General features: G+C 40.2%; 10 protein-coding genes. 2 read left to right on the forward strand and 8 right to left on the reverse strand.

The genetic code is table 11. From position 1 onward, the window contains the following. Position 1: 1 nt before the first annotated feature. From CZ434_RS13920 to rlmN, 8 genes are all read right to left on the reverse strand, one after another. Entirely contained in the window at positions 2-1174 is a 1173-nt protein-coding gene (locus CZ434_RS13920) for a carboxylate--amine ligase (RefSeq protein ID WP_077623708.1), read from the reverse strand. 299 nt (positions 1175-1473) lie between these two features. After that, a complete protein-coding gene (locus CZ434_RS13925; RefSeq protein ID WP_077623709.1) occupies positions 1474-2079 on the reverse strand; it encodes a hypothetical protein in 606 nt (201 codons plus the stop codon). Positions 2080-2090: 11 nt separating this feature from the next. Then, a complete protein-coding gene (locus tag CZ434_RS13930; protein WP_077623710.1) occupies positions 2091-3266 on the reverse strand; it encodes a ParM/StbA family protein in 1176 nt (391 codons plus the stop codon). A 1883-nt stretch (positions 3267-5149) separates the two neighbouring features. Then, a complete protein-coding gene (locus CZ434_RS13935) occupies positions 5150-5980 on the reverse strand; it encodes an oxidoreductase (protein WP_077623711.1) in 831 nt (276 codons plus the stop codon). 66 nt (positions 5981-6046) lie between these two features. Then, positions 6047-7045: a sodium:calcium antiporter gene (locus CZ434_RS13940; protein ID WP_077623712.1), complete on the reverse strand. Its 999-nt coding sequence runs from the start codon at positions 7043-7045 to the stop codon at positions 6047-6049. A 283-nt stretch (positions 7046-7328) separates the two neighbouring features. Further along, complete coding sequence (locus CZ434_RS13945) at positions 7329-7919, reverse strand: nitroreductase family protein (protein WP_077623713.1); 591 nt, start codon at positions 7917-7919, stop codon at positions 7329-7331. A 114-nt stretch (positions 7920-8033) separates the two neighbouring features. Further along, a complete protein-coding gene (locus tag CZ434_RS13950) occupies positions 8034-10085 on the reverse strand; it encodes a catalase (protein WP_077623714.1) in 2052 nt (683 codons plus the stop codon). Between the two features lie 169 nt (positions 10086-10254). Beyond that, on the reverse strand, positions 10255-11328 hold the full coding sequence (rlmN, locus tag CZ434_RS13955; RefSeq protein WP_077623715.1) for a dual-specificity RNA methyltransferase RlmN: 1074 nt from the start codon (positions 11326-11328) through the stop codon (positions 10255-10257). 222 nt (positions 11329-11550) lie between these two features. Between rlmN and CZ434_RS13960 the strand changes: the two genes are divergently transcribed. Next, positions 11551-11943, forward strand: a complete 393-nt coding sequence (locus CZ434_RS13960) for a hypothetical protein (protein ID WP_077623716.1) — start codon at positions 11551-11553, stop codon at positions 11941-11943. 203 nt (positions 11944-12146) lie between these two features. Continuing rightward, complete coding sequence (locus CZ434_RS13965) at positions 12147-13757, forward strand: tetratricopeptide repeat protein (RefSeq protein ID WP_077623717.1); 1611 nt, start codon at positions 12147-12149, stop codon at positions 13755-13757. The last annotated feature ends 48 nt before the right edge of the window (positions 13758-13805 follow it).

Here is a 13805-nt window from a genome sequence, read left to right on the forward strand (position 1 = left end):
CTTATTTTCCCAGAATCTTTCCGCCCATCATTTTGGCAAAAGACACAGCCGGTTTAGGATCCTTCCAATCCCAGATGGCGTATGCTTTATGCTTCCATAATGACTTCAAAACTTCGCGGACAGAAAGTTGTCCTGTCTTTATATAATCCTTAACAGCTAGCATATCTTCATAACCGTACCAGAAGGCAGTTTTAGTATCCTTGGTGACCGCCATCGGTTCCAAAGGATTGCCCGTCAATTCCCTGTAGGTAACATAAGGGAAGTTAACGCCTACCTTATACAATAAATTGTTCAAATTCGTTGTTCTGGCATTGATTTCTATTAGATAGAATTTTCCCGTTTCTGCATCTTTTTTAAACTCGATTTCTGCAAAACCTTTATATCCAATTGCCTCCAAAAACTTGGAGCCTAAATCGTAAAGTTCTGGTACATATTTTTGTTCTGTGTAAACGGAAGCCCCGAAATTGATCGGATACTGTCGTTGTTTCTGGCAAGTTACCCAATGGGTCACTTTTGAATCTTGATTGAGGTATGCATCGAATGTGTACATATGGTCATCGAAACCAGGTATGATTCTTTGAACGATAACCTCCAAATTTTCTTTCTCTGCTTTAGCCAATGCTTCCTGTAATTCCTGCTGGTTATGAACTTTAAACAGTTTGCTTCTGAACTTTGCCACGAAAGCAGGGGAGTCCACAGGTTTCACAATACAAGGATATTTAATGATCCTATCCACTTTTTCTAATAAGTCGTCTTCATTAATTCTTACTGTTTCCGGTACTGCCACGCCGTGTTCCTCTGCAAGCCTGTGCACAGTCTCTTTATTCATTACTTGCGAATAAAGGCCTGGTTTTGTTTGAGGAATCAAATAATATCCCTTTAATTCTTCCAAATGCTCATCGATCAGTTCTACATAATTGTCATGGCCTGGAATCAATACAGGCGGCTCACTTTGTTTTTCAGCATAAGCTTTCAGAAATGCCAGGAAGCCCTCTGGATCTTCCTGATAATGTGGAGCAAGTATTCTTTCTGAACAATATTTTGAATGTGCTCCATAATTATTTTTGCTGGAATAATCAACGGCTACGGTATGTACTCCATGAACCCCGAGGCACCTGATAATACTTAGTCCTATATAGTAATTGCAGCCTAAAATGACGGCTTTATTATCCATTATTTCAACTCCTCGTTTCACAAAAACTTATAATCGTAAATATAGTAATTCGTTATTCAAATAAATTTAACAAGGGTTGTCTCAACACTTTCTCTTCACTTATTATTCCGTCCTGACAGGAAGTGTCTCGTAAAATAATTATACAGCAGTTTCGTTTGAATTAGAATTGTTAACATTTAGGAATACAATCTTCTTCCTTCAAGTGCACTGTTACATTATTTCCTACTCCTGTCTTGCATAAACCACTTCTATCATCAAGGAAAAAACAAGAACCTCTTGCCGGCTCTTGTTTTCACTGATTACTTATTCATGCTGGAAAGGAAATCTCCCAATAAGTCTTCTTCTTCCTCCGGGCTTTCCTCTTCTTCGCCATGCAAATCGCTGCCCAAATTCTCGAGGCTGAAATTGTTTAAATCATCTTCCGAATTTACGTCCCAGTCATCGACCGCTTCTTCCTGGGCTGCCGCCGCAGGAATTTCCTCCGGAGTTTGATATTTTTCAGGATCGGCAGGCATTGGAGGAATCTCATCTTCCTGCAGGTATAATGCTTCATCGATATCGTAAGCGTTACTGTTCAATGAAGCCAGCAATGTAGTGGCACGCATCGGATCCATCAACAAGTGGTATAAAATACTGCCGATTAACGCTTCCGAATGCTCATGCTTCAACCAGTTCCGCTGCTCCTTTGTTAATTGCCGGGGCAAAGGAATGGTGACTGTCTCTTTTTGTTTGGAACGGGATTCATTGACACCCTGCAAAACGAATTGGGCAATCCTGCTGGAAAAGTTTCTTCGCTCTGTTTCTTTAAGTTGCTGTAGTTGTTTTAAAAGATGCTCAGGAGTATCAGAGGGGACACGAAAGGTAATCGATTGTCCCCGTTCAATACTTTTCTTAGAGTCTCTCATTTAATCTCATCCTATTTAGATGAAGAAACCTCTTGTTTCTCATCCTTTTTCTCTTTTTTGTTTTTACGGATAAAATCTGAAACCAACTTATAGTAAGCGTTAGCCATCATCCAGATGCTCTCATTCTCGTCTTCAAAAAATTCAATGTTGAACCCGTCCAGGCTGTTGTTCAGTGATTTCAAGTAATCTTTAAGGACAGCAGATCCACCGCCTACAAAATAACAGATTTCTGTTTGAGAGTTTCTCTGCCAAACATTCCGCAGGTAACGGTATTCCTTCTTCGCAAGCTCCAGAAGAATCCTGTCTGTAATGTCATGGACACTTGTCCTGCTTCCTTTCACCATAATATGGTGGCGGTTGTTCTTTCTAGTAATGATATCAACGACTTCCCGACGGCTGTCTAACTCGACTCCATGTTTGGTATAGATCTCTTCACGAATAGCTTCTAATGATTCCGAAACACCCAAATTGAATCCTTGCGCCTTATCATCATCGACATTACGGTTTCTGATCACTGCAATATCTGTGGAAAGACCGCCGATATCCTGGATAAGGATTTGTTTATCGATTAGATCTTTATTAATAATATTCAAGTCATTATCCATAACAAGGTTCACAAATGCAGCAAAACCTTCCGGATATACTTTTACCTCATCGAACTTTATATTTACTTTCTTGCCCTGGTATTTAGGTGTAACCAAAAACTCTACCTGATGCACAGAACCCAGTAGTTTAGAGCGGTAACCTACATCTTTTCCTTCTTTCACTTCACGCAAAGGAAGTCCCGTACCCAATGTGTAATTAGCTTCAAGCACGTCATTCTTAACCGATTTGAACTCACCATTTGTTACAGAATCAAGTGCCAATGAAGCAAACATCATCACCAATGTTTGATCTTCTTCTGATTTGCTGCTTCCAGGATCCAGTTCAGTAGAGTTGGTAGCTTTCGTTGCAAGATTACCCACCCGGTAGATGGCATTGTTTTCTTTTAGTGCTGGTGAGTGCACTCGTATATGTAAATTATCTATTGGATCCTTATCATCCAGCTCTTCAATCCCGATTACAGGACGATCTTCTATATCTCTCGCAATTACGTTAGGAATATAAAGTTCCGATTCCATCTTCCCGAAATTGGCCTTTAACGCATCATTACCTACGTCAACCGCTGCTATTCTTGAATTTGACATTTATATAACTCTCCATTCTTTCATTTGAATTTTACTATTATTTACCTATTAATCTAACAATATAAAATTTTGCCCCAATAGTCAATCATGCCTTTGTACTCATATTTGTTTGCTTGCACGCTTATTTGCATACAAAACAACTTTATTTGCACACATGCATACATTTTTGCACGCTTCCTGTCATTCCAGTATGTGTTCATGTTTGTGTACATGTTTTCATAATTGCAAACAGTTTGTTTTCTTTTTGTGTGCATGCAAACAATGTCGTAAACATGAGTATTTATATTACCCTCCTTTCATATTAATAGTTTTCATCCGCTTAATTCTAGTTGGTATCTGCTCCTTAATAAGATTCGTGTAAAAGCAATGCTTATGAATGTCCGTACCTAAAAGATTACTTGCTCCACATATACATTTGCCATTCGATCGAAGTTTAATGGATAAGGGATGCATTTTCTGTCAGGAAATAAATTAACGGAGATTCTAAAGAGATCTTAGAATACGTCCTCTTCTATGCTTCTAAAACATTTGGATAAATTTGTTGAATTACAAAAGATTTTGCAGGCGGGTTAATTTAGGCTGTTTTCACAAAGATTGTGTTTTCTGGATTACATAAAATGCGACATAACTAGCTTCACTAAACGTGACTTCCTACCATCCTTTTCGGATTGAGTGGTGGTCCAGCATTGTGTCTGTCAAGGTTCTCCCTAACAAAAAGAGAAAACTTTTACTAGAGATAGGCAGAACACGCAGACTCCTATGGGAATAGCAAAGGGCTTAGATTGGGCGAGTAATCGCAGTCCCACTAGTCCGAAGAACCCAAGTGATGGGTCTGTGTCTTCCAGTAAAGCTTCGCAGCAAATTTCTCGACCCATGATTTTCGGTGGGACGAATAATCGCAGTCCCAAAGGGAGCAGGGAAGCTTATTCAAAGTAGTCACGTGGCTGAGGCCACGCCCGAGGAAAGCGAAGTGTTCTGCTGAAGCGTGAAATATCCACTTTACTATCTTCAGAACATAAGGAAGCCTCGCTGAAGTAAATTTTCAGTAGTTCGCAGTTTGTGTCGAAGAGGAAATTAAAAGGCGACAAAACTTACGAAAAGAGCCTTTATTAATAACGGATATCTTTATAAATTACAGAGAAACCGGATAATTACATGAAGTAATACGAGGTTTAGCTTGGAATCTATTATAGCCTTCTCCCCACAAGGTTATTGCTCTGGCAAACAACTTACTAAAAATGTAATTAGAATATATACGGGCGGCTTAGCCTCATATCAAAAAATGTGGTTCAACAGAGGGAAATATTTTCAAAATGTAATTCTTAACTGGTGCAATACTTTTGAACAAAACAGCTGAAAAGGAGAAAAGTTAAAACCGAAGAAAGTATATTGATTTTCCATTACCAAAAATGTTTAATTCATCAATTTCACATACTGGTTCTTGCTAAGCAAACATTCATTCTAATTACTAACCCCACGAATAATCTGCTTTACTGAATTATCGACTGCCCTCCCTTACTAATTAGATCATTTTGCTTTTGTTCTTCAGAGAGAGCAACTAATCAACACAGCATTGCGGATAACAGCAGCCATACTATAATCTCATAACTAAAAACATTTCTTTTTACCTGTCATGAATATAGTTACAGGGGAATCATTCTATTTGAAACTATCATAAGCAAGAACCTTTCAATCTAAAAACAGGTCATAATGTTTTTAATTTTGTGTACAAGCAATCATATATGCACACATGTATACTTAATTGCACACATACTTTTATATCAAGATGCGTACGGATTTGTAAACTTGCACACACTTTTGCAATCATTTTACTTACAATTTGTTTACATGTGTTCAAATTTGTTTACATTCTATTTTTCCTCTTAAGATACAACTTTTCTAACGATCTTTTCCCACATTTTCCATGGAAGAACCTTTTTAAGTATAATCATAAAGCGAATCCCCTTTCCGATCGGATAGCGCAGCCTGGGGTTCTTCTGGTCGGCTATTTTGACTATCAATCTGGCAACGCATGAAGGGTTCCCGAAACTATCGGTATTTTCTAAACGAGCCATTAACTTTTTCACCATAGGAAAATACGGGGAGGATGAATCTAGTGATTTGCTAGTTATCTGCTTACCTGTTGACCATATATTGGTTTGATAGGAACCAGGTTCTACTAGCGCCACATTTACACCATAAGGCTTCATTTCCAGTCTTAGCGACTCACTAAGACCCTCTAAGGCATGTTTGGAGGAAGTATAAGGGGAAAGCCCCGGAAAGCCGACACGGCCACTGATACTGCTGATATTGATAATCGTACCTTTATTCTGGTTTCTCATCACTGGAAGGACAGCTTGCGTCACTGAAATAGTTCCAAACAAATTCGTTTCGAATTGTTGACGATATTCTTCTATCGGGATTTCCTCAACAAATCCTGCTGCTGCAAATCCGGCGTTATTGACGAGAATATCGATGGTATCCAAAGTTGCGACAAATTCTTTGAAATTATTAATCGAATCTTTGGAGGTTATGTCCAACTCCACTATTTTTACCCTGTCTACTATTCCCTTTTCCTCGACAGCATTTCTCAGCACAGCCTTCTTGTTCAAATTTCTCATGGTGGCTATAACATACCAGCCTTTTTCTGCAAATTCCAAAGTTGAGAGCAACCCAAAGCCACTGGATGCTCCCGTAATGATAACTGTCTTCATAAAATGTCCTCCCCTACCCTATTCCAAGTAATTTAAAAAGGCCCTTGCCAGGCAAGAGCCGCTCGATCAACCGATAAATATAAGATACGATGTGAGAAAGTAACCAATAATAATTAACAATGATGGAAAGCTGTAATTGAATGCTGATTTCGCTTCTTTTCTGGTTAGAGCCTGAATCAAGAAGAGAGACAAGATGGCTACTCCCAGAGCCGTGACTAAATGGGAGCTTGAAACATCCGCCAATATAGAGCCATTGCGGTACACAGCGTCAGAACCTGCGATGATCAGCATATTAAACATGTTGCTCCCGAGAATAGAACCAAGCGCCATATCGATATTCTTCAGACGCAAAGCAATGAACACCGAGACTGCTTCAGGCAAGGATGTAGTGGCAGCAATAAGGAAACTGCCGACAAAGCTGGAACCCAGTCCGGTTATAACAGCAATTCTGTCACCTGTAATAGATAGTACAGATCCAGCAGCCATAATGAAAATGGCAGCTACGATGAAACCAATAACGGCATGTTTGACTGTAATGTTGCCATCACTGGTTTCTTCCCTCGCATCTTGCGAAGATGAACCGGTGCTTCTTACAGAGTTGTCTGCTGGTAGTTTACCCATTAAATAAATTCCAACGATATATGCCAAAGCAATCACCAGCGAATCTATACCTACTCCGAGCACCGTATAATCTATACGCAGCACCAGGGAAACCATCGTCAATAAAGTGAGCAAAAGACCGAGCCCGGCTGTGAACACATGGTTTCTGCCGCCCCACTGATACAATTTATTTTTCCTGAAGTAAAGATCAAAACTCGCCAGAATGAACAGATTAAATAAATTGGAACCTAGCATATTGCCTATAGCTATGTCAGGGTTTCCGATAGCCACGGCAGAGATACTTGTAGTAACCTCCGGAAGTGAAGTTGCTCCAGCAAGCAGCAAGGTGCCGACAAGCAGTCCGCCCATTTTTGTTTTCCCACTGATGACATCTGCGTAACTGGACAGCTTGATTGCTGCAAACACGGTAGCCATTGCCGCCAATACAAGGTAGACAAATATCAAAAAAACCGCCTCCTTTTCGATTAAACGAAAAAAGACCCTTTTACGAACGTTTTTTAATGTCAAAAACGCTCATAAAAAGGTCTTGCGTACTTTCGCCTATGGAAAGCTTAATGTCCCGAGTGAAAAATCACTGATATGACGGAACACTAACCGTATAACGGTCGCTACTCCCCTTCTTAGGGACTTGCTATTCGTTTCCTAAATTATAACATAGCATGTATGGCAATTCAATATGCAACAAACCCATTCATGGAAAAAAGCGAATCGTCCAGGCGACCCGCTTTTACTGGAAAGTTCCTTCAAATACAGATTCTTTCAATGAACGTCTGTCTGATGGTTGTTCTCTTTGCTGCAATTTTTCCGGAAGAGCTTGTTTTTCACCTTGATAGCCTACAGCTACTACTGCATGCAACGCATAATCATCTGGGATGTTCAACACTTCTCTTGCCATATCCTTATGAAATCCACCCATTGGATGAGTGATCAAACCTTTTCTTGCAGCTTCCAATGATAAATATCCCCAAGCAGTGCCAGCATCAAACGCATGGGAAACATTATCACCGATTTTATCGTCAGTTTTCCTGGAAATAATCAAAAACAACACGGGGGCTTTTTCTGCCCATGTTCTATTCCCTTCCATGATAAATGACTGAAATCTTTCTTTATCTTCCTTGGTACGGGCCAGGATAAATCTCCACGGTTGAATATTGAGAGCAGAAGGCGCCCAACGCGCTGCTTCAAACAAACTGAACAAAGTATCTTCTTGTACTTCTTTGTCCTGGAAAGACCGCGGGGACCACCGCTGGATATAAACCGGATCGATATCATATGCGGGCTTTCGCAATTCCTGCACAGCTTTTTTCCATTCATTCATTTCCTACATCCCTCCTATCTCATGATGTAGAATAAAGTATATGTATTTTTTTGTATCTATTCAAATATTCTGACTCATAAAAAGAGGAAAAAGACAGAGAGAAATCTCTCTGCCTCAGACTATTTCACGATCCCAATGGCGGTGAGCTGATATAGCCTCGATAAAGTCATTGGCGAAATTATTAGCATCTCCGCCTTTCACCACACCAGGACTATCTTCCATATTGTCTACATTCAGCAGTTTCTTACCTTCTTGTGTGGCTCCAATCGGTTTATAATGCGTGAAGGCTTCGTAAACGAAGTATGCTGCTTCTTTATAAAAGGCCTTGTCTTCATCGCTTCCTCCAACTGCATATACAGCATCGAACAATACAGAATCGGCGGTAAGGAACGTAAAGTCGGCATTCAATTCTGCTCCATCGCTACCCTTTATCTTTCCTAATTTGCTGCTGACTATTTCCGTTTGTATCCCTGCTGCTTTGAGTGAATCCAATACAGCGAGAACTTCTGGACCATTAAAATCTTTTCCTACAAGGACAGCGACTTTTCGTGTTTCAGGTTTCTTTTTCGTATTTTCCTGACTTAAAGCAGGAGATGATTTCGTTACTCCCGTATCATGTGCTTCCGGCGGATTCGCTCCGATAGCTTCTGCAAATCCGTGGGCCAGCTCCGTACTTACGTTAGCGAACATATCGACTACCTGCTGTTGCACAGATTCACTTTGTACCTTACCCAACTCAAAGCTGAAGGCATGAATCATATGCTCTTTCTCCGGCTTGCTCATACTGTTCCAAAACAGTGTAGCCTGGGAGAAATGGTCGTTGAAACTGTCACTTCTAGCTTGGATTTTTCTTCCTTCCACTTTTTCCTCATAATGTTTAAATCCGCCCTCTGCTTCACTTGTTGGAGATGGTGTATTATTTGCAAGTGAATTTTTATGGTAGCTGACAGGACCCTTGTTAATTGTCTGTCTACCATAACCGTCACGCTGGTTATTATGAAACGGACATACCGGACGATTGATTGGCAGTTCATGGAAGTTAGGACCTCCTAACCGGATCAATTGAGTGTCTGTGTAAGAAAACAAGCGCCCCTGTAACAAAGGATCATTTGTAAAGTCGATGCCAGGCACCACATGTCCAGGATGGAATGCCACTTGTTCTGTCTCGGCAAACACATTGTCAACATTGCGGTTCAATGTCATCTTACCAATCAACTTTACCGGCACATCTTCTTCCGGCCAAATTTTTGTCGGATCCAAAATATCGAAGTCAAATCTAAATTCATCTTCTTCCGGGATTACTTGAACACCAAGTTCATATTCCGGATAATCCCCATTTTCGATAGCTTCCCATAAATCGCGGCGGTGGAAATCAGGATCCTTCCCATTTATTTTTTGAGCTTCATCCCAAACAACAGAATGGGTACCGAGTACCGGCTTCCAATGGAATTTCACAAAATGGGATTTGCCTTGATCATTCACGAATCGAAAGGTATGTACCCCGAATCCCTCCATCATTCGAAAGCTTCTCGGTATGGCTCTGTCAGACATCGCCCACATAACCATATGTGCGGATTCCTGATTGTTTGCTACGAAATCCCAGAAAGTATCATGTGCCGTTGCAGCTTGTGGCATTTCGTTATGGGGTTCTGGCTTGATGGCGTGCACTAAGTCCGGGAACTTGATGGCGTCTTGGATGAAAAAGACTGGTATGTTGTTGCCTACAAGGTCATAGTTCCCTTCCTCTGTATAAAATTTTGTCGCAAACCCTCTCGCATCTCGCGCTAATTCACCAGAACCACGAGAGCCAGCAACTGTTGAAAAACGGACAAAAACAGGTGTTTTTTTCGATGGGTCTTGTAAAAAACCTGCTTTTGTGTACTCTTTCATCGATTCGTACACTTGGAATTCTCCATGTGCAGCGAACCCTCTTGCATGGACAATTCTTTCAGGGATTCGTTCGTGGTCAAAATGAGTCATTTTTTCACGGAAGTGGAAATCCTCCATCAAAGTCGGCCCTCTGACCCCGGCTTTTAGGGAAAACTCATCTTCGGATACTTTAACCCCTTGATTGGTCGTCAATTGTTTGCCTCTGTCATCCGTTCGGAATTTGTCCAACTGTTCATCTTTACTGCTGTTTCCATTCACGTTTTGGTCATTACTCACTTCGCTTCTCCTCCTTTTGAAAATTTGGAGACTTGTTCCCCGTACTTTATTTCCCGGGACATAATTAAAAAAAACATTATTTTATAATTTTTCTAATTTTTTAGGTATTATAAATAAACAGGCATATAAAAAAGCCGTGTCCCTATGAAATCAGGAACACAGCTCACCTTTACTTCTGCAAAGCTTTCTCTTTTTTGATTTGTTTACTTCTCAACTGTCCGCATGCAGCATCGATATCAGAACCTTGTTCGACTCTGACACCACAATTGATTCCGTTCTCCAGCAATGTTTCATAAAATGCCAGAATCGACGTCTTCGTACTGCGCTGGTATTGGTTATGCTCATCAACCGGGTTATAAGGGATGAGGTTCACATAGGAGAGGTGACGCTTATCCTTTAACAGTTTTACCAGCTGGAGCGCTTCTTCTTTATGATCATTCACATCTCGCAATAAAATATATTCAAACGTAATCCTGCGATTCGTCTGCTCCAGGTAGTAATCAATCGCAGGCATCAGTTTTTCCAAAGGAAAAGCTTTATTGATCTTCATGATTTTTGTCCGCAGTTCATTATTCGGTGCATGAAGAGAGACCGCTAAGTTGATTTGGATATCTTCATCCGCAAAATCATAAATTCTGTGCGCAAGCCCGCTTGTTGAGACGGTAATATGTCTGGCGCCAATGGAAAGTCCTTTTTGGTCGTTGACGACCCGGAAAAAGTCCATCATGTTATCATAGTTATCAAATGGTTCGCCAATACCCATGACCACGATATGACTGACACGTTCGTCCTTGGCTTTGCTGTCGAGATGATGTTGTACATTCATGATTTGCTCCACGATTTCTCCACTGGACAAATCACGGTTCTTTCTTAGCAATCCACTTGCACAGAATGTACAGCCAATGTTACAACCGACCTGTGTTGTCACACAAACCGACAATCCATAATTAAATCTCATCAACACCGTCTCGATCAGGTTACCGTCCTGTAATTCGAACAGGAATTTAATCGTGCCATCCTTGGATTCCTGTTTGACTGCTTCTTTCAGTGTCTGAATAACAAAGTTATCTTCCAGTAACTGAATACAATCGTTGTTCAAGTTCTTCATCTCAGCGAATTCGGTGACACGCTTTTTATATAACCAATCCCACACCTGTTTAGCGCGGAATTTCTTTTGTCCATTATCCACCAACCAAGAGGTCAGCTGTTCAAAAGTCATCCCATAAATGGATTCTTTTTTCATTCATTACCCTCATTTCAAATCTTTACATTTCATCCTTCCCTTATACTACTGAATCTATGCCGATGTAGCAAGTCCCTTACAAGGAGAAAACAAACAAATTGCGGAAACGGCAATGAATGAAAGAAGTTTTGGGAGTTTCCATTTACAAACAGTACCAGTTATTCTATAATTCTTAATAGAGAACAACTCGTTCATTTAACGGTACGAAGGAGGAAGATGACCTTGCACTACCCGAATATACTAAAAAAAGTAGTATGTTTTATTTTCGTTTTCACTTTATTGACCCCCACTTCTGTCTTTGCTTCATCTTATTCATCCCAGTACGAGTCGAATGATAACTTTTTACAATCAATCTTCGGTTTTTTGTTTACCTTCAACTTTGGTGACACTCCTCATTCAAATAGTGATTCATCTGATCACAAATACAACAAGGATAAAAAGAAAAAAGATGAAAAGCATTATAAAAAGGATAAAGATAATTGGTGGGATTGCTGGTGGGACTGGGATTGGGATTACAAGCACAAAGACAAATGCGGCAAGCATAAGAAAGACTGGAATAATAAACACGGATGTACAGACTCCGCAGATATATGGAAGAAATGGTACTTTCATTAATACAGTATTCTTGTAAAAGCATGGCCAGAGTCGGTCATGCTTTTTGCTGTTTTCACCATCACACATGCTCCGTTTTCGGCCTTACATTCCCTTTACCCTATCAAGTTTATATATAGACAAGCAATTACGTTGAAATGCTACCCGTAACCGCAAAACCGTGATATCCTATATTATGGAAATGCCAACAAAGCAGGTGATCCATTTTGGAAAGTGATTTGTTACAAAAGGCAAAAGAGTATCAAAAAAAGAAACATTGGAAAGAAGCCGCCAATTGCTTCAGCCAGTACATGAAACTAAATAAACACCAATGCCCGGAGACCGCCTTCGTGGCATATGCTCGCTCTCTTAGAATTATCGGCAAAACAGATGCAGCGGAGGAAATCCTTCAAAAAGGGTTGGAGCAGCATCCTGAAAGCCAGCGAATATTAGTAGAGATTCATAATTTAGACGATTTTACAGGAAATTGGACAAATGCAGAAGAAATCGCAAAATTGCTTGTGAGAAGGCACCCCGATAATGATGATTATTACTTTCGTCTTGGAAGGACTTACTCCTTTCTGTCGGAATATGAGAAGGCTAAAAAAGCTTACCGGAAGGCATTGGAACTGACCCATGGCCTGTCTTTTGATGAGTTGACAGGAAAGATTCAGAAAGGGATTTCAGAAGAACCATCAGGTATGAGCTCAAAATACATTTTCATCGATGGGAAAAATAATCTTGGTGCATTTATCCATAGGTACAATAACAAACGATATTTCACCAAAATATCCAAATATCACAATCCAAAAACCGGTGCAGGACGGGAAGAAACCTTTTACAAAGAAATAGTGAAAGAATTCCCAAGTTTAAGAGGTACAGTGCCGGAATTTGTCGATGCACAAATCATTGATAAGATTTCTTATCTGACAATCGAAATGATCGAAACCTTTCCAATGGAAGAAGATCATTACAGGCAGATTCTTTTATTATCCCAAAAGCTTACCAGCGTAAGGTTTGGGGACATTGCCTCTAAGCACCCAAAGCCGGAGTATGTATTTCAATTTAAAAAAGGACGGGCAATTTCAGTTGTCCATTTCTTCACCCAAATTCACGAAAAATACTACAATGAGAAAGTATTTGAATCTTTAAAGTTGATCGCCAGGCAGCATAAATACCCTGATGCTGTTGTTCAAATAATTGGCCGTCTTGAAAAAGCTATTATGGACAACCGATTATTTAAATACCTCAATCCAAGCGAACACTATAGTCTGCTTCATGGGGACTTTGCCTTCCAGAATATCTTAATCGACAAAAAAGATGGGCAGCCAAAGGTTATCGACTGGACCTCCTATACAACCGGGCCACACTTCATTGATATCGCCAGGTTTTTGACAAGTTTGTTGCTTCCCTACTCCACCATCAAAACACTTTTTCTGGAAGATGATCAGCTCGGAAAAGACCTTACCTTGATCGAACATATTTTTTTCCTTTATGCATTGGTCCTTTTTTATTTTCAAAAACTGGGTCGAAAAGGTATTGAAACAGAGTTATCCATCTACTTACTCCCGGCTATAGAAGATTTGGAAAAATTAGTTTTGACATGGACGTTAACCGAGGAGGGAAACCAATTGCAGGAAGAGTACAAGCAATATGAAGATGAAATAAAACAAAAGGATTTAAAAATTGAACAATTGCAGCAGAAGAACCAAGTATTGAAAGAGGAGCGGAAAAATTTACACCGACGGCTGGAGGATACGCTGAACAGCAAGTCCTGGAAGTTGACCGCCCCACTACGTATCTTTCAGGAACGCAGAGTGAATAAAAAGCATTTCTAACGCCGAAAAAAACCAAAACACTTCGTTTTAAAGCATGACCATCAAAAG

It is taken from the genome of Sediminibacillus massiliensis, from assembly GCF_900156915.1.
GTDB classification, from domain to species: Bacteria; Bacillota; Bacilli; order Bacillales; family Amphibacillaceae; genus Sediminibacillus_A; species Sediminibacillus_A massiliensis.